The following is an 18459-nucleotide window of genomic DNA, read 5'->3' on the forward strand; positions in this document are numbered from 1 at the left end:
ATGAGCGTATCGCAGCAATCCACGTCGGTTCCTTCGCAGTCCGTCAATCTTCGATCATCGAGCTTGGGCTTCATGGAGACCATCGGCCAGTCACTGGCCAACATCTCTCCCACCCTGACGCCTTCGATCAACGTCGTGGCGGTCGCGGCGCTCGCCGGCGCGGGCAGTTGGCTCGTCTACGGGCTGTCGACGCTCGGGCTCATGTTCGTAAGTCTCAACATCGCCGTGCTGGCGAGCCGCTTCGCGGCGGCCGGGTCGTTCTTCATCTTCATCTCGCGTGCGCTCGGACCGATTGCGGGCGGCATCGCCGGATGGGGGCTCATTGCGGCGTACACCGGCACTGCGATGGGCGTGCTCGCCGGCGAGGCCATCTTCGTGCAAAACGCGTTCGCGCCGTTCGGCATCGCCGTACCGACCTGGCTCATCTATCTGATCAGCGCGGCGTTGGCTTGGTTCCTCTCGTCGCGCGACATCAAGCTGTCGTCGCGCCTGAGTCTCGCAATCGAAGCCGCCTCGATCGCGATCGTCGGCGGCGTGCTGTTCGTGGTGTTCTACCAGCATCCCGAACGCGTCGTCGATCATGCGCAGCTATCGCTGCAAGGCACGACGCCTAAAGGCATGGCGGAGGCGATGGTGCTCGGCATCTTCTCGTTCGTCGGATTCGAGAGCGCCGCGTCCCTCGGCAAGGAAACGAAGGACCCGTTAAAGGCGATTCCTCGCGCGATCATCTGGAGCATGATGGTGGCCGGCGGCTTCTTTATGTTCGTTGCCTACTCGATGGTCGTCGCGTATGGCGGAGACGTGAACAAGCTTGGCAACGATACGGCCCCGCTGCAGACGCTGCTCACCGGGCTCGGCGCGCCGGCACTGGCCCCGCTGTTCTATTTGATTGCATCGGTGAGCGCGTTCGCCTGCGTGCTGGCCTCGATCAACGCCGCGAGTCGTCTGCTGTTTTCGATGGGCCGATATCAATTCGTTCATCGCTCGATGGGCATGGTCCATACGAAGCATCAGACGCCGCACTATGCGGTGGCCTTTGCCGCGCTCCTCTCGCTGGCCGTGAATCTCGCGTTGCTCGGCACCGGTGCGTTGAACACGTTCGGCTATACGAGCACCTTCGCGACCTTCGGCTTCATCGTGGCTTACTTCCTGATCTCGGTATCGGCGCCGATCTATTTGAAAAAGCAAGGACAGCTCAAGCTCGCCAATCTCGTGGTGGGCATCCTCGGCGCGATCGCGATGATCGGCGGGTTCTTCGGCAGTGTGTATCCGGTGCCCGCCTGGCCGTACAACATCCTGCCGTATCTGTTCGCTGCTTACATGGCGTTCGGCATGGGCTGGCTCGCGATGCTGAAGAAGCGTGCGCCGCAGGTTCTCGATAAGATCGAGCATGACCTCGAATCGAGCGAGGCCGAGATTTTCGACAGGAAATGAACGACGTTCCCCTCGCGAGCCTCACCGAGCAAGGGGGTATGACGCTGCGGCCAGAGCGCGGCGAATGCCCCGAGCTCGACATCGCCTTCATTTCCGAGGCGGGCCGCGGCGCGCGCAACGAGGACTACGTCGGCGTGATGCTGGGCGACGTCACGCAACGCACGACGCGCGGCAGCGTGGTGGCGCTGGCCGACGGAATGAGCGGCGGGCGGGGCGGGCGCGTGGCTGCCGAGCTCGCCGTGCGCAGCTTCATCGACGGCTACTACGCGCCTCCTGACACGCTGGCGCCCGATGCCGCCGCATCGCGCTCGCTCGATGCGATTCACCGCTGGCTGCACCAAATTGGCCGCGGCGATGCCGAGCTGAGCCAGATGGCGGCGTGCTTCGCGGCGCTCATGATCAGGGGCGGCGCCGCCTGGCTGATCGGCGCGGGGGATGTGCGGCTCTACCAGATGCGCGGGGGCGAGCTGTCGCAACTCGGCGGCGACGACGTCATGGACGTGCCGTTCGGTGCCTTCGTCGCCCATGCCGTTGGACTGCAACGCGAGCTCGTGACGCGCATCGAGCGCTGGGCGCTTCAGGAAGGCGACCGCCTGTTGCTCTGCTCCGACGGGCTCTATCGGCGTATGCCGGCGCGCGAGCTGCGGGCCATGCTGTCGGCGCAGGCGTCCGCAGACATCGTAGCCCGTCGGCTCGTCCAGACTGCGCGCTCGCGCGGCTCCATCGACGACATCTCGGCGGTCGTGGTCGACGTGCGCAAGATTCCAGTACTCGACTATCGCTATCTCGAAGGCGTGCTTGGCGATCTGCCGATTCTCGCGGCTCCCGCGTGCGGGGATGTGGTCGATGGTTATGCGCTGACCGCGATCCTGAGCGACGGCCGCTACTCCCGCATCTTCATTGGCCACGATCTAGCCGAGCCGAATGTGCGGCTCGCGCTCAAGTTCCCGAAGCCGCGCGTGGACGAGGACGCGAACGTGCGCCAGGCGATCGTGCGGGAACGTTGGCTCGCGGGGAAGATCGACGACGAGTACATTCTTGCGCCGAGCGCGATCGATCCCGCGCGGCAGAGCCGCCTCTATGTCGTGATGCCGTTCCTCGACGGCTCGACACTGGAGACCCTGATGACCCAGACGCCGATATCGCTGATGCTCGGGCTGGCGATCGCACGGCAACTCGGCCATGCGATCCACGCGCTGAATCGGCTGGGCATTTTCCATCGCGACATCAAACCCGAGAATGTCCTGGTCCTGCCCGACGACAGCGTGAGGCTCCTCGATCTGGGCTTTGCCTATATGCCAGGAATGCTTGCGCCGGGGCCGTCCACCGCGCCGGGTACTCCCGCCTACATGGCGCCCGAGCTCATCAAGGGCGCGCAGGGCGATGCGCGCTCCGAGGTCTTCGCGTTCGGCGTCACCCTGTATCGCATGTTCAGCGGCGGACGCTCGCCCTACGGCTTCAATGGGCGAGTGCCGCTGTATCGACACCGGCCCGGCCTTCCCGTGTGGCTCGACCTCGTGCTCGAAAAAGCGACGCAGACCGATCCCGAACGCCGCTATCAGGATGCACTCGAGGTCTGCGCCGACCTCGATCGATTCGCCGCGGGCGGCGGCGAAACGGAATCCGCGGCGCGGCTGCCGTTGATCGCGCGCAATCCGGTGATGTTCTGGAAGACCGTGGCGCTGGTTCTTCTTATTCTGTTGCTGATTGCGCTGGCGCACGGTTTGGGGGGAACTTGAGCGAGGCGGGGAGCGGCCGTCGGATAGATCGACAAAAGAGGCAATCGAAGATGGACGATAATATGGCATTCCAACGCGTGGACTTCAGTTGGCTCGATTCGACGCGTGGCTTCGTCCCTTTTATTTTTGCTCCCTTATGCCAGACCTCAAAATCGACCGCAACGCCAAGACGCTTCGCGAGCTCACCCTGGACAAACTGCGGGGCGCGATCGTCCAAGGTTATTTCCGTCCGGGCGACCGCCTTGTGGAAAGAACACTGTGCGATGAGCTCGGCGTGAGCCGCACCGTCGTGCGGGAAGTGTTGAGGCATCTGGAGACGGAGGGACTCGTGGAAATTGCGGCGGGGCACGGGCCGATCGTCGCGCGGCTCGATCCTGCGCTGATCGGCGAGATGTATGAGTTGCGCGGCTTGCTCGAGGCCAACGCGGCGCGTGCGTGCGCCGAGCTGGCCACACCCCAGCTCGTCAAGCGGTTGCGCAAGATCCGCAAGATGATCGAGGACGCATTCGAGAAGGAAGACCTCTCGCGCGTCCTGGAATACACCGAGCACTTCTACGACGCGATGTTCGAAGGGGCGGGCAAACAGGTCTCGCTCACCGTTGTGAAGTCGCTGAACGCGCGAATCAACCGGCTTCGCGCGATGACGATTGCGATGCCCGGCCGCGGCGCGGAGTCGAACCGGGAGATGAACGCGCTGCTCGACGCGATCGAGCGGCACGACGGAGAGGCGGCATCGGCGGCGTCGGCGGCGCATATCCGGCGCGCATCCGAACTCGCGTTGGATGCGCTCGCGGAGCAGGAACGGCAGCAGCAAGAGCCAACGAGCCGCCGCGCCTGAACGACTCTCGCAGGGAGTTCGCCCAGAGGTTGGATCGGCGTCCGACTTTTGGGGTGCAATCGACCCGACGGCCTTTGTTTTTGGGCCTGGCGGAGCGCCGCATGTCGACCCATGGCGCGCTGAAGTTCCGTCTGCCATATCATGGTATTCCATAATATTGAAACGCTTGGTGTGGCCAAATTGATGGCATACCATAATCTCCGAAAGCGACACCAACGGGCACTTCGCAAGGAGAACGGGTATGAAATTGGAGATGCGCAAGCTGGTCACCTACGCCGAGACGACGTTCATCGAGGGCGGCAAGGAGGCGGCGCAGCCATTGAAGTTGTTCGGCGCCGCCGCGGTGATCCGCAATCCGTGGGCGGGGCGCGGTTTCGTTGAAGACCTGAAGCCGGAAATCCACGCGCTCGCGCCGCAGCTCGGCGAGATTCTGACCGCCGAAGTGCTCCGTCTCGCCGGCGGCGGCGAGGCTGTCGAGGGGTACGGCAAGGCGGCGATCGTCGGCACTTCGGGCGAGGTCGAGCATGCTTCGGCGCTGATCCACACGCTGCGCTTCGGCAACAAGTTCCGTCAGGCGGTGGGCGCGAAGAGCTACCTGAGCTTCACGAATCTGCGCGGCGGACCGAACTGCCCGATTTCGATTCCGCTGATGCACAAGCACGACGAAGGGATGCGTTCGCACTACCTGACCGTGCAGTTCTCGATTGGCGATGCACCCGCTCCAGATGAGGTCGTGATCGCATTGGGCGCATCGATCGGCGGACGGCCGCACCACCGCATCGGCGACCGCTATCAGGACCTGAAGGAGCTCGAGGCCAATGAAGGCTGACCGCGCGCTCGATCCTGCCATGATGTGCGACGTCGCGGGCACGAGCTACAGCGTTTTTCCGCCGCGGGCGAGTGGCGCGTGCGAGTCAGTCGTGCTGATCCATGGCGTAGGCATGAACCAAAGCGTCTGGTCTCCGCAGATCGATGCGTTGACGACGCACTATCGCGTCATCGTCTACGACATGCTCGGACATGGCGGCAGCGCTTTGCCGGGGCCCGAGCCTACGCTCGGCGAATACGCCGAGCAACTCGAGCGTCTGCTCGACGCATTGCTGATCGAGCGCGCGCATGTCGTTGGTCATTCGATGGGCGCGCTCGTCGCACTCGAGTTTGCGCTGGCACATCCGAATCGCGCGCTCAGCGTCGCGGCGTTGAACGCAGTGTACGACCGCACGCCCAGCCAACGCCAAGCAGTCATGGGTCGAGCGGCCATGCTTGGCAATACGCCCGACGAAGCGGGTATCGATGCCACGCTCGCAAGGTGGTTTGGCGATCCGGTTCCGGCGCATCTGACGAAGGCGGCGCAAGCGGTACGCGCGCTGCTCTCGAACGTCGATCCTGACGGATACGCACGTACGTATCGCCTCTTTGCGCGATCGGACGACGCGCATGTCGGCCGGCTGGCGAGTCTGACCATGCCCGCGCTTTTTCTTACGGGCGAATGCGACGCGAATTCGAATCCCGCGATGTCGCGCGCCATGGCGGCTGCCGCGCCTTTCGGCCGCGCGGAAATCATCGCTAACGAGCGCCATATGATGAACGTGACCAATCCGGCGCAAGTGAACGAACGGCTGCTCGCATTTCTGCTCGGAGCGGGGCGCCTGGCAGAAAGCGCGGTGCGCGATCAGCGGATCGAAGTCGGGAGGACGCAATGAGTGAGCCAATCAACGAAGAGGCCATCGATATCGCCGAATTTCGCCGTGCGCTGGGCGCGTTCGTGACGGGTGTGACGGTCGTGACGACGATCCAGCCAGACGGGTCCCCGCGCGGCTTCACAGCAAACTCGTTCACGTCGGTTTCGCTCGATCCGCCGCTCATTCTCGTTTGCATCGCGAAGACGGCATCGAGCTTTCCGGTGTTCTCGCGGACGCGTCATTTCGCTGTGAGCGTGCTGGCCGAGGACCAGAAGGCCGTGTCGGGTGTATTCGCCTCGAAGGCGGCCGACAAATTCTCGCAAGTAGCTTGGCATGCGCGCATCACCGGCGCCCCGGTCATGGATGGGGCGGCGGCCAGCTTCGATTGCGCAACACACGAAGTAGTCGATGCGGGCGACCACATCATTTTGATCGGTCGCGTCCTGGACTTCATTCATACGCCCTCGTCGCCGCTTGGCTACTGCCGCGGCGCCTACGTGAACTTCAGCCTGTCGCTCGACGCGCTGGCCGCGGCGGGACCGCGTGCGCGAGTCGGCGCGATTCTCGAGCATCGCCATGGGCTCGTCATGCTCGATACGCCCGAGGGCTTGCAACTGCCGACCGGCGCCAAGCTCGAGCCGGAAAGCGACCCTGCGAGCCTGCATGGCGCCTTGGCGAAGCTCGGCCTCCAGGCGCATCTGGACTTTCTTTTCGCCGTGTTCGAATCGGGCAAGGGGCCGACGCCCGGCGTGAACATCTACTACCGCGGCCGCGTGAAGAACGATATCGGACCGCAGTCGGGCGGTGCGCTTCGAATCGTCCCGTTGCATCAGATTCCCTGGGATGCATTGCACGACGCCGCCGTGCGCTCGATGCTCGAACGCTATGTGCGAGAGCGTAGCGAAGATGCGTTCGGCATCTATGTCGGCGATACCGAGGCCGGCATGGTCCAACCTCTCGCGCCGGCTCACTGAACGCGTTCATCGATCGAGGCGCGCGGCGAAACGATGCTCCGGACGTGCCCATTGGAGATTCAAGATCATGAAGTTCTCGTTGTTTCTACACATGGAGCGGTACGACACGAAGACGTCGCATCGCGAACTGTTCGATCAGATGACCGAGCTCGTGCAGATTGCCGAGCGCGGAGGGTTCGAGACGGCGTGGATCGGCGAGCATCATGCGATGGAATTCACGATCGCGCCGAATCCGTTCGTCAATTTGTCGTATCTCGCCGCGAAAACGGAGCGCATTCGTCTGGGCACGGGTACTGTCATCGCGCCGTTCTGGCATCCGATTGCACTTGCCGGCGAAGCCGGCATGGTCGACGTCGCGAGCAACGGCAGGCTCGATCTCGGTATCGCTCGCGGCGCCTATTCGTTCGAGTACGAGCGCCTGTTGCCCGGGCTCGATGCGATGAGCGCGGGAGCGCGCATGCGCGAGCTCGTGCCGGCTTTGCGCAAGCTGTTCGAGGGTGATTACGCACATCAAGGCGAATTCTGGTCGTGGCCCGCCGCGACACCCGTCCCGCGCCCGATCCAGCAGCCGCATCCGCCGATGTGGCTCGCCGCGCGCGATCCGAACTCGCATGCGTTCGCCGTGGCGAACGGCTGCAACGTACAGGTCACATCGTTGGCCGCGGGCGATGCCGAAGTCGCTAGCCTCATGGAGCGCTTCAATGCCGCATGTGCCGCGAATCCCGAGGTGCCGCGCCCGCAAGTGATGATGCTGATGCACACGTTCGTCGGCGCCAATGCGGCCGAGGTCGATGCGGCCGTGGAAGATCTCGCGCGCTTTTACCGGTACTTCAGCAAATGGTTCAAGAACGAACGCCCGATCGCGCAAGGATTCATGGAGCCGCTCACCGATGCGGACGTCGAAATGTTCCCGCAGTATTCGCCTGACGCAATCCGCAAGAACCTTGTCATCGGCGAGCCGAAAGAAGTCATCGCGCGGCTGAAGCGCTACGAGGAATTGGGCTACGACCAATACAGCTTCTGGCTCGACAGCCATATGAGCTTCGAGCGCAAGCGCAAGTCGGTCGAGCTGTTCATCTCCGAAGTGATGCCTGCATTTAGCGCACGCTGACGTATTGCCTTCGGCCATTTTCATGAAGGGAGCGGCTGAAAATGTCTCAACGGTTTCAGCAATACATCGATGGTACGTTCGAAGATGCTGACGAGCATTTCGATAGCATCGACCCGTCATCCGGCAGCGTTTGGGCGCAGATGCCGAAGGCGAGCGCGCAGGATGTCGACCGTGCGGTGCGCGCGGCACATCGCGCATTGAGCGATCCCGCATGGGCCGATCTCACTGCGAGCGCGCGCGGCAAGCTCTTGTACCGGCTCGCCGAGTTGATCGAAGGGCATGCGCCGCGGCTCGCCGAGCTCGAAACGCGCGACACGGGCAAGATCATCCGCGAGACGCGCAGCCAGATCGGCTATGTCGCCGAGTATTACCGCTATTACGCGGGCGTGGCGGACAAGATCCAGGGGGCATGGCTGCCCGTCGACAAGCCCGATATGGAAGTCACGCTGCGGCGCGAGCCGGTCGGCGTCGTCGCCGCGATCGTCCCTTGGAATTCGCAGTTGTTTCTCTCGGCCGTGAAGCTCGGCCCCGCGGTTGCCGCGGGTTGCACCGTCGTGCTGAAGGCCTCGGAAGACGGCCCCGCGCCTCTGCTCGAATTCGCCCGGCTCGTTCATGAAGCCGGCTTTCCGAAGGGTGTCGTCAATATCGTGACCGGCTTCGGTAACGACTGCGGACGCACGCTCACGAGCCATCCGCTCGTCTCGCGCATCGCGTTCACGGGGGGACCGGAAACCGCGCGCCACGTGGTGCGCAACTCAGCCGACAACCTGGCGGCGATGTCGCTCGAGCTGGGCGGCAAGTCGCCCGTCCTCGTCTTCGACGATGCCGATCTCGATAGCGCATGCAACGCCGTCGTCGCAGGCATCTTTGCCGCGACGGGCCAGAGCTGCGTGGCCGGCTCGCGCCTCCTCGTGCAGCGCGGCATCCACGACGCGCTCCTCGAGCGCTTGATTGCGCGGGCTCGCGCCATCCGCATCGGCGATCCGCAAGATGCCGCAACCGAGATGGGGCCACTCGCGACTCTCCGCCAACTCGAACACATTCAAGGCGTACTGCACGCGAGCGTGGAAGCGGGGGGCCGCGTCGTCGTCGGGGGATCGCGTCCGGAGGCTTTGAAGGCGGGCCACTATTTTCTGCCGACCATCGTCGATTGTCCGCATGCGCGGGTGCCCAGCGTGATCGAAGAGCTGTTCGGTCCCGTGCTGAGCGTCGTGACGTTCGATACGGAGGCCGAGGCGATCGCGCTCGCGAACGACACGCGCTACGGGCTCGCGTCGGGCGTCTTCACGCGCGATCTGACTCGTGCGCATCGGCTGACCCGTGCCCTGCACGCGGGCATCGTCTGGGTCAATACGTATCGTGCCGTGTCGCCGATCGTGCCGTTCGGTGGGTACGGCCTGAGCGGTCTCGGCCGCGAAGGCGGACTTGAAGCCGTACTCGAGTACACACGCACCAAGTCGGTCTGGATTCGCACGTCGGACCAGCCGATCGCCGATCCGTTCGTGATGCGTTAAGAGGGGAGCACGCGCATGTTCTACGAAATCCGTACATATCGCATCAAGACGGGCGCAGTGCCCACCTATCTGAAGCTGGTGGAAGAAGAAGGCATCGAGCTGCAAAAGCGGTATCTCGGGCAACTGATCGGCTATTTCCATTCCGAGATAGGCCCGCTCAATCAGATCGTCCACATCTGGGCCTATCCGAGTTTGGATGAACGCGAACGTCGGCGGGCGGCGCTTGCCGAAGACCCCGCCTGGCGGGCTTTCGCGCCGAAGATTCAGGCACTGATGGAGGAAATGGAAAGCAAGATCATGAAGCCGGCGCAATTCTCGCCGCTGCAATGAATATTCGGCGATTCGCCGGGATCGTCGCTCGACCATCGATTACCACTGAGGATAGGAAAGAGATATGAACAGCAAGCGCGTCTTTTGCACGGCAGTGCTGATTGCCACGTGCGCGGCAGCCTTCGCAACGGCAAGCGTTCGCGCGGCCGAGCCGATCGTCTTCACGAGCTGGGGCGGCACCACCCAATCGTCGCAGGACAAGGATTGGGCGCAGCCATTCACCAAGGCAACAGGCATTCACGTGCTGATGGACGGCCCGACCGATTACGGCAAGCTGAAGGCGATGGTCGATAGCGGCAACGTGACGTGGGATGTCGTCGATGTGGAAGGGGATTTCGCGTATGCCGCGCAGAAGGCCGGGCTGATCGAGCCGATCGACTTCTCTGTCGTCAAGAAGGACGACCTCGATCCCCGCTTTACGTCGCCGGGTGCGGTGGGAAGCTTCTATTACTCGTTCGTGCTCGGCTACAACAAGTCGAAGTTCACGGGCGCGCAACCGTCGACGTGGGCGGACCTGTTCGATATCAAGCGCTTTCCTGGAAAGCGCACGCTGTACAAGTGGTCCGCGCCCGGCGTGCTCGAGCTCGCGTTGCTCGCCGACGGCGTGCCGCCGAATAAGCTCTATCCGCTCGATCTCGACCGTGCGTTCAAGAAGCTCGACACGATCAAGAGCGACATCGTCTGGTGGAGCGGCGGCGCCCAATCGCAGCAGCTGCTCGCATCGGGCGAGGCACCGATCGGCATGTTCTGGAATGGACGTTTGCATGCGCTCGAGCAAACTGGCGTTCCCGTTGGCATCTCCTGGAATCAAAACCTGACGGCCGCGGATATGCTCGTGATTCCGAAGGGCGCGAAGCATCGCGATGAGGCCATGAAGTACCTGGCCACCGCGACGAGCGCACAGGCACAGGCCAAGTTCGCCGAGGATACGGGCTACGCGCCGGTCAATGTGAAAGCGCCAGAGCTGATGCCCGCGGCGGCCGCCAAGACGCTGCCCGACCAGTACAAGACCTCGCAGATCAATCTCGACATGAAGTACTGGGCGGAGCACCGCGACGAGATTGCGAAGCGCTGGTACGCATGGCAATCGAAGTGAGCGTGTCGCCGGCGTCTCCAGACAGGCGCCGCAAAGTTCAGATTGGGAGTCACCATGCCTGACGTTCTGAGTTCCGTTGCGCATCCGGCGGCGCCGGCCGCGCGGCGGCGACGCGATTGGCGCAGCCTGCGTCTGCTCGCGCCGGCGCTGCTGCTGCTCGCGATCTTCTTCTTGCTGCCGGTGCTTTCGCTGCTGTTGCGCAGCGTGCTCGAACCGACGCCCGGGCTTCAGAACTACGCACAACTGCTGGGCTCGACGACGTATCTGCGCGTGTTCGGCAACACTTTTCTCGTGGCGACCGTGGTGACGGTGGTCACCGTTGCGATCGGTTTCCCCACCGCTTGGTTGCTCGCGATCGCGCCGCGAAGGGTGAGCTCCGTCCTCTTCGCGATCTTGCTGCTGTCCATGTGGACCAATCTGCTGGCCCGCACGTTTGCATGGATGGTGCTGCTGCAAGCGACCGGGCCTATCAACCGGCTGTTGATGGCGCTCGGTTTGATCACCGAGCCGATCGCGCTCGTCAACAATCTCGTCGGCGTCACGATCGGCATGACATACATCATGCTGCCGTTTCTAGTGATGCCGCTGCATGCGACGCTGCGCAGCATCGATCCGTCGACGCTGCGGGCGGCGGCGATCTGCGGCGCGAGTCGCTGGCAAGCGTTCTGGCGCGTGCTGGTGCCGCTCGCACTTCCGGGCGTCGCGTCGGGCGCTTTGATGGTGTTCGTCATGGCGCTCGGCTACTTCGTCACGCCCGCGCTGCTCGGCGGGCCTTCGTACATGATGCTCGCCGAGCTGATCGCGCAGCTCGTGCAGGAGTTGTTGAACTGGGGGCTCGCGGGCGCAGCCGCGCTCGTGCTGCTCGCCGTGACGCTTGGGCTGTATGCGCTGCAACTGCGGTTCACCGGTGGTGCGCGTGCCAGTCTTGGAGACTAGGAATGAAACGACCCCCACGCTCACTATCGTTCGCTGCCTCCTCCCACACGGGGACGGGAGGCTGACATGCTACTCGATTTCGACCGCCTGGGCGCGCTGCGCTGGGGGCTGATGGCCGTCGGCGCGGCCGTCGCCGTGTTCTTGCTGATGCCGATCGCATTTATCGTCGCATTGTCCTTCGGCGATTCGCAATGGCTGATCTTTCCGCCGCCCGGCTGGACGTTGGAATGGTATCGGCAGCTTTTCACCGATACAGGATGGATAGACTCGCTATTGACGAGCGCGAAGCTCGCCGTGATCGTCACGGCGTTGTCGGTCGTGATCGGTTTGCTCGCATCGCTCGCACTCGTGCGCGGAAAGTTCAGCGGGCGCGGTGCGTTGCAGGCGTTCTTTCTTACGCCGATGGTGCTGCCCGTCGTCGTGCTGGCCGTTGCGTTGTACGCCTTTACGCTGCGCATCGGCTTGAACGGCACGATGACGGGCTTCGTGATCGGTCATCTCATCATCGCGTTGCCGTTCTCGATCATTTCCATCAGCAACTCCCTCGTGAGTTTCGACACGGCGCTCGAGGACGCGGCGCTCGTCTGTGGGGCGTCGCCGCTTCAGGTGAAGCTGCGCGTGACCCTGCCCGCCATCAAGCTCGGGCTGTTCGCCGCCGCGATCTTCTCGTTTCTCGCATCATGGGACGAGGTGGTGATCTCGATTTTCATGGCGAGCCCGACATTGCAGACCTTGCCCGTGCGAATCTGGACCACGCTGCGGCAGGACCTGACGCCGGTCATCGCGGCGGCGTCTTCGCTGCTCGTCGGCTTGACGACGGTATTGATGTTGGCGGGCGCGGTACTGCGCCGTGCCCGATAAAGAGGTGGATGAGCCATGACTGCCGCATTTCTTCAAATTCAGCGCCTGCGCAAAACGTACGGGGACGTCGTAGCCATCGACCAAGTCTCTCTGGACGTGCGCAGGGGCGAGTTCATGACTTTCCTCGGGCCGTCCGGCTCGGGCAAGAGCACGACGCTCTACATCGTCGCGGGCTTTCAGGAGCCGAGCGAAGGGCGCGTATTGCTCGACGGCAAGTCGTTGCTGTCTGTCGCCCCCAACAAGCGCAACATCGGCATGGTGTTCCAGCGCTACACACTCTTCCCGCACCTGAGCGTCGGAGAGAACGTCGCGTTTCCGTTGCGCGTGCGTCGGCGTCCCGACGGCGAAATCAAGGCGAAGGTCGAGCAGATGCTGAAGCTCGTGCATCTGTCGGACTGCCGCGATCGCATGCCGGCGCAGTTGTCGGGCGGTCAACAGCAACGCGTCGCGATCGCGCGGGCATTGGCCTACGACCCGCCCGTGCTCTTGATGGACGAACCGCTTTCCGCGCTCGACAAAAAGCTGCGCGAGGAAATTCAGCTCGAACTGCGCCGTATCCATCATGAGACGGGCGTGACGATTCTCTATGTGACGCACGACCAGGAAGAAGCGCTGCGCCTGTCGGATCGCATCGCCGTATTCAACAAAGGGCGAATCGAACAAGTCGGCACCGGAGAAGAGCTCTATGCCAATCCTGCATCGCGCTTCGTCGCGAGCTTCATCGGTAATTCGAATTTTTTGCCTATCCGCGTGACTTCGGACAGCGAGGGCGGCACAAAGGGCGTATTCCCGAGCGGCCATGTGGTGACGACCGGCCATCTTTCTCCGGTGCTCGCGGCGGGGCTCGACGGCACGCTCATGATTCGCCCGGAGCAGATGCGCATTCGCGCGTTGCAAAGCGTGCACGGTAGGGAAGGGCTGCCGGTGACGGTGCGCGACATCACCTATCTCGGCGATGCGATGCACTACGCCGTGGCGACGCCCTGGCAACAGGAGATTTCGATTCGTATGCCGGCCGCCCATCGTCACGACAGCGGGTTGTCGATCGGCACGCAAGCGCTCGTCGAATGGGACGCGCGCGACGGCCGCCTTTTTGCATAAGCATGGCAACGGAATGAGCGGCGTCCTCCCTTCGCCTGGCCGCTCGACTGCGGCGATGTCCGCATCGATCGTGGCAAGACCGATTTTTGTAGTGCCATAGGAAGTTCAACGAAAAGACTGATTGTGAGTTTGGAGCTTTGGATGAAAACATATCGTGGAAATAAATTAGTAGTCCTAACCGGCGTGTGCGCGGTTTTTGGAATCATGATGCCCGGCATCGCCGCCGCACAGTCGTCCGTGGCGCTGTACGGGGTCATCGACGAGGGTATCGATTACGTCAACAACAGCGGCGGCCACTCGCTTTGGCGGATGCGCGACGGAACCTACGACGGCATGTACGGCAGCCGCTGGGGTCTCAAGGGAAGCGAGGATCTTGGCAATGGCCTGAGCGCGATCTTCAAGCTAGAAGCGGGGTTCAGCCTGGAGAACGGTCAGATGCGTCAGGGCGGCAGAGAGTTCGGACGGCAGGCGTACGTCGGGCTTTCCAAGCAGGGGCTCGGCACCGTGACCCTCGGCCGGCAGTATGACTCCGTCGTCGACTATGTTCAGCCGGTCACGGCCGTGGGCCAATTCGGCGGGCCGTTCGTGCGCGGCGGAGACATCGACAACACCGACAACTCGTTCCGTGTCGACAACGCCATCAAGTACGCGAGCCCGTCGATCGTGGGCTTCACGTTCGGCGGGATGTACTCGTTCACGAATTCGACCGCGCCGGGCGCGGGCACCACGGGCATGTGGAGCCTGGGCGCCGCTTATGCGCACGGTGGATTCAACGCGGGCGCCGCCTATTTTTATGCGAAAAACCCGGCGAGCCTCTTCACTGACGGCGATTTCATAGGGAATACGACCGGCGCCGCAATCGGCGCTAGCGGGCCGTTCAGCTACGTTGGCAATCCGCATAATGAACGCATCATCGGGATCGGCGCAGACTACGCCTTCGGCGCGGCAACGGCGGGCGTCGACTACACCAACACGAAGTTCGAGGATGCGAACGGCACGACCAGCGACGTCAGGTTCAGCAACTACGAGGTGTGGGGCTCGTACAGCCTCACGCCGAGCGCGACGGTCGCCGCCGCATACGCCTATACCGACGGCAAGGTGGATTACAACGGCAGCAAGCCCAAGTACCATCAGTTCTCGCTCATGAGCAGCTATTCGCTGTCGAAGCGCACCACGTTGTATGCGATGGGCGCATTACAGCAGGCGGCAGGGGACGCCAAGCGAGCCGATATCTTCGATTTCTCCATCGCCGACGCATCGTCGACCAACCGACAATTGATGTTCCGTGTCGGCGTCCTCCATAAGTTCTAGTCGGCAAAAAAGGGCGATGAAAAGCCTGCCACCCACCGCGAAAGGGCGCTTCGGCGCCCTTCGTCATTTGGAACGGGGCGTTCTCGCCGGCCAGCCTCGTTGCATTTATCCGGAATGCTTCCGCTGGGCGACGACGCGCGACGCGAGCGGGTCCAAAACTTGCTCCATCACGAACGCTCCACCCTGCCAGACTTCGTTAGCGGACGTTTTTGCCACAATGCCAAAACATTGTCTTTCCCCCAGGACCCTTGAAACTGCTGGGAGCGATCGATGAGCACTGACGCGGCAAGCACGCGGATCGCGCGAACCGGTGTGCCCGGGCTCGACGATGTGTTGATGGGAGGACTCACCGAAGGAAACCTTTTTCTGCTGGAGGGCACTCCCGGGACGGGCAAAACGACGATCGCGCTTCGTTTTCTGATCACCGGTGCGCAGGCGGGCGAGCCGGGCCTCTACATCACGTTGTCCGAGACGGAAAAGGAGTTGCGCAACGGCGCGGCCTCGCACGGATGGGTTCTCGACGACAACATCGTGGTGTTCGAGGTCGTCCCTCCCGAGAGCCTGCTCGATGCCGATCAACACCAGACTCTGCTGTATTCGTCCGACCTCGAACTGGGGGAGACCACCAAGCTCATTCTCGGCGCGTTCGAACGCGCCCGGCCGAAGCGGGTTGTCCTCGACAGCCTGTCGGAGATCCGCCTGCTCGCCCAGAGCTCCCTTCGCTACCGTCGGCAAGTCCTGGCCTTGAAGCACTACTTTTCCCGGTACGGTGCAACGGTCCTCCTGATCGACGACCTGAGCTCGGAGGCAGCCGATAAAACGGTTCATAGCATCGCTCATGGCGTGATCAAATTGGAAGAGCTTTCACCCGACTACGGGGCGCAGCGGCGCCGGCTCAAGGTCTCGAAATATCGCGGCCGGGCTTTTCGCGGCGGATATCACGATTTCGCGATTCGAGCGGGGGGCGTTTCGGTATTTCCGCGTCTCGTCGCCGCGGAGCACCGCAGGCGGCTTGCGCGCGCCGATGTCAGCAGTGGCGTCGCGGAGCTCGATTCGCTACTCGGCGGCGGCGTCGAGCAGGGCTCCAGCACATTGATCCTCGGGCCGGCCGGAGCCGGCAAATCCACCTTTGCGCTGCAGTTCGCATCCGCTGCACTGAAGCGTGGCGAGAAAGCGGCGTTGTTCGTCTTCGACGAAGAACTCGGCTTGCTGCTGGATCGCACACAAAAAATGGGGTTCGAATTCGACGCCGCGTCCGAGGCGGGCAATCTTTACCTCGAGCAGATCGATGCGGCCGAGTTGTCTCCTGGCGAGTTTGCGCAGCGGGTCCGCGCCGTCGTGGACGACGCGCAGCTGAGAACGGTGGTGATCGACAGTCTCAATGGTTATCAGGCGGCCATGCCGCAGGAAAACGCGCTCGTGCTTCACATCCACGAGTTGCTGCAATATTTGAATCGGCAAGGCGCGACGACGTTTCTGACGGTCGCTCAGCACGGTTTGGTCGGCGATATGCGGGCTCCCGTGGAAGTCACTTACCTTGCGGACACCGTCATTCTTCTGCGTTACTTCGAGGCGCTCGGTCGGGTCCGGCGTGCCGTATCGGTCATCAAGAAGCGCATGGGGCGCCACGAAGAAACGATCCGTGAGTTCCGCATCGGCCAGGCGGGGCTGACGGTGGGGGCACCCCTCGACGGGTTCCAGGGGGTACTGCACGGCGTGCCGACTTTTGTCGGAACGACCGGACCACTGCTCAAGTCTGTCGCCACCGGCAATGACAACGCCGATTGAAATCGATGGAAGAGCTTTGATCCTGGCGCCACACGGGCGAGACGCCGAGATCGCGGCTGCGCTGTTGCGGCAGTCGGGGACGGAGTCAATCATATGCAGCGATCTCACGCACCTTTCAGCGCTTCTGGGCGATGACATCGGATGCGCTGTCCTGACCCAGGAAGCGCTGTGCGATGCGGACCTGGCCGCGGCGACGGCCTGGGTGGCGAGACAGCCGCCCTGGTCGGATCTTCCGTTCATCGTGCTCACGCAGCGCGGAGGCCTTTCCGATCGAATCGCCGACGCGCAACGCCTATCGGAAGCGCTCGGTAACGTCATCTTTTTGGAACGCCCGTTTCACCCGATGACGTTCGTGAGCGTGGTACAAAACGCACGACGGGGCCGTTACCGGCAATATGAAGCCCGTTCCCGCATGGAGGCGTTGCACGAAAGCGAGGCGCGACTGCGGCGCCTGAACGAGACGCTCGAGGCAAAGGTGGTCGAGCGGACGGCTCAGCTCGAGCGCGCACATGAAGCGGTGCTCGAGGAGATGCAGCAACGCGAGCGCACCGAAGAGGCGCTGCGCCAGGTCCAAAAAATGGAAATGATCGGGCAGCTGACGGGCGGCGTAGCACATGACTTCAACAACCTGCTCATGGCGGTCATGGGCAACCTCGAGCTGCTGCGCAAGCAAGCCTCCAACGAAAGGATCGTGCGACTGATCGATGGCGCGCTCCGGGGTGCCCAGCGCGGCGCATCGTTGACTCAGCGTCTACTTGCATTCACGCGACAGCAAGACCTCAGGATTGAACCGACTCACCTGTCCCATCTCGTTCGCGGAATGATCGATCTGCTGGAGCGCTCCGTGGGGGCGAGCATCGAACTGAAGTTCGAGTTGCCTGAAGATCTGCCGCTTACGCTCGTGGATGCCAACCAGATCGAGCTCGCGGTTCTCAATCTCGTGGTCAATGCGCGTGACGCCATGCCCGATGGCGGAGCGGTCTCGATAGCCGTCGACGCGGTTCACTCGTCAAAATGCGCGGACCTCGAGGGCGGCGACTATGTGCGCCTCACCGTTAGCGATACAGGCCACGGAATGGATGCGAAGACGCTCTCGCGCGCGACGGAGCCTTTTTTTACGACCAAGGAAGTCGGCAAGGGAACGGGCCTTGGGCTCTCCATGATTCATGGGTTGGCTCTGCAATTGAACGGCGCGTTGCGGCTCAGTAGCGCGGCTGGCCGCGGCACGCAGGCCGAGTTATGGCTGCCCGTGACTTCGCAAGCGCTGTCGGTGCCGGCGACCGCGGACGCGGAATCACCGGTAATCGAACCGGCAGTTACCGCGCGAGCCACGATCCTGCTCGTCGACGACGATGCCCTGATCTCGACGAGCACCGCATACCTTCTCGAGGACATGGGGCATGAAGTCATCGAAGTCAATTCGGGCGCCGATGCGCTCAGTGTGCTCGAGCAAGGGCGCAACGTGGATCTCCTGATAACCGACTATGCGATGCCCAAAATGACCGGCGCGCAGTTGGCGCGCGCCGCGCGAGAACTGAGGCCAGGCCTCCCGATCCTCATCGCCACCGGATACGCCGATCTGCCGCAGGCGATGAGCATGGATATTCCACGACTAAGAAAACCGTATCAACAGAAGCAACTTGTGGCGGAAATAGCGAAAGCACTTGGCGGTGCTCGATCCAGCGCCGTTGACGAGCGCCAACAGTCGCCGAGCGGGTAGCGGTTACCGTTGAGTCGACGCCGG

The 18459-nt window shown here is 62.9% G+C and carries 16 protein-coding genes; all 16 read left to right on the forward strand.

All coding sequences use genetic code 11. The features are described from left to right. The gene (locus AB4Y31_RS23870) at positions 1 to 1434 is read left to right on the forward strand and encodes an APC family permease (RefSeq protein ID WP_368676132.1); all 1434 of its coding nucleotides are present in this window, start codon (positions 1 to 3) and stop codon (positions 1432 to 1434) included. After that, positions 1431 to 3173, forward strand: coding sequence for a protein kinase (locus tag AB4Y31_RS23875; RefSeq protein WP_368676133.1), 1743 nt, complete (start codon positions 1431 to 1433; stop codon positions 3171 to 3173). Before AB4Y31_RS23870 ends, AB4Y31_RS23875 begins: the two co-directional genes overlap by 4 nt. Before the next feature lie 136 nt (positions 3174 to 3309). Further along, entirely contained in the window at positions 3310 to 4011 is a 702-nt protein-coding gene (locus AB4Y31_RS23880; RefSeq protein WP_368676134.1) for a GntR family transcriptional regulator, read from the forward strand. Positions 4012 to 4252: 241 nt separating this feature from the next. Beyond that, positions 4253 to 4840, forward strand: a complete 588-nt coding sequence (locus AB4Y31_RS23885; RefSeq protein WP_102606855.1) for an amino acid synthesis family protein — start codon at positions 4253 to 4255, stop codon at positions 4838 to 4840. Next, the gene (locus tag AB4Y31_RS23890) at positions 4830 to 5714 is read left to right on the forward strand and encodes an alpha/beta fold hydrolase (protein ID WP_368676135.1); all 885 of its coding nucleotides are present in this window, start codon (positions 4830 to 4832) and stop codon (positions 5712 to 5714) included. The genes AB4Y31_RS23885 and AB4Y31_RS23890 overlap by 11 nt, the downstream gene beginning before the upstream one ends. Further along, on the forward strand, positions 5711 to 6667 hold the full coding sequence (locus AB4Y31_RS23895; protein ID WP_368676136.1) for a flavin reductase family protein: 957 nt from the start codon (positions 5711 to 5713) through the stop codon (positions 6665 to 6667). Before AB4Y31_RS23890 ends, AB4Y31_RS23895 begins: the two co-directional genes overlap by 4 nt. A 67-nt stretch (positions 6668 to 6734) precedes the next feature. Beyond that, positions 6735 to 7778 (forward strand): LLM class flavin-dependent oxidoreductase, encoded by a 1044-nt coding sequence (locus AB4Y31_RS23900; RefSeq protein WP_368676137.1) that lies wholly within the window; start codon positions 6735 to 6737, stop codon positions 7776 to 7778. Positions 7779 to 7819: 41 nt separating this feature from the next. Beyond that, the gene (locus tag AB4Y31_RS23905; protein WP_368676138.1) at positions 7820 to 9292 is read left to right on the forward strand and encodes an aldehyde dehydrogenase; all 1473 of its coding nucleotides are present in this window, start codon (positions 7820 to 7822) and stop codon (positions 9290 to 9292) included. Between the two features lie 15 nt (positions 9293 to 9307). Then, complete coding sequence (locus AB4Y31_RS23910; protein ID WP_107152564.1) at positions 9308 to 9622, forward strand: NIPSNAP family protein; 315 nt, start codon at positions 9308 to 9310, stop codon at positions 9620 to 9622. Positions 9623 to 9686: 64 nt separating this feature from the next. Then, entirely contained in the window at positions 9687 to 10718 is a 1032-nt protein-coding gene (locus AB4Y31_RS23915) for an ABC transporter substrate-binding protein (protein WP_368676139.1), read from the forward strand. A gap of 54 nt (positions 10719 to 10772) precedes the next feature. Further along, the gene (locus AB4Y31_RS23920) at positions 10773 to 11654 is read left to right on the forward strand and encodes an ABC transporter permease (protein ID WP_368676140.1); all 882 of its coding nucleotides are present in this window, start codon (positions 10773 to 10775) and stop codon (positions 11652 to 11654) included. 66 nt (positions 11655 to 11720) lie between these two features. After that, positions 11721 to 12515 (forward strand): ABC transporter permease, encoded by a 795-nt coding sequence (locus AB4Y31_RS23925; protein ID WP_368676141.1) that lies wholly within the window; start codon positions 11721 to 11723, stop codon positions 12513 to 12515. A gap of 15 nt (positions 12516 to 12530) precedes the next feature. Beyond that, positions 12531 to 13616: an ABC transporter ATP-binding protein gene (locus AB4Y31_RS23930; protein ID WP_368676142.1), complete on the forward strand. Its 1086-nt coding sequence runs from the start codon at positions 12531 to 12533 to the stop codon at positions 13614 to 13616. Positions 13617 to 13757: 141 nt separating this feature from the next. After that, complete coding sequence (locus tag AB4Y31_RS23935) at positions 13758 to 14927, forward strand: porin (RefSeq protein WP_368676143.1); 1170 nt, start codon at positions 13758 to 13760, stop codon at positions 14925 to 14927. Positions 14928 to 15197: 270 nt separating this feature from the next. Further along, positions 15198 to 16715, forward strand: coding sequence for an ATPase domain-containing protein (locus AB4Y31_RS23940; RefSeq protein WP_368676144.1), 1518 nt, complete (start codon positions 15198 to 15200; stop codon positions 16713 to 16715). Next, positions 16699 to 18435: an ATP-binding protein gene (locus AB4Y31_RS23945; RefSeq protein WP_368676145.1), complete on the forward strand. Its 1737-nt coding sequence runs from the start codon at positions 16699 to 16701 to the stop codon at positions 18433 to 18435. Before AB4Y31_RS23940 ends, AB4Y31_RS23945 begins: the two co-directional genes overlap by 17 nt. Positions 18436 to 18459: the final 24 nt, after the last annotated feature.

Source organism: Trinickia sp. EG282A (genome assembly GCF_040965455.1).
Lineage (GTDB): Bacteria > Pseudomonadota > Gammaproteobacteria > Burkholderiales > Burkholderiaceae > Trinickia > Trinickia symbiotica.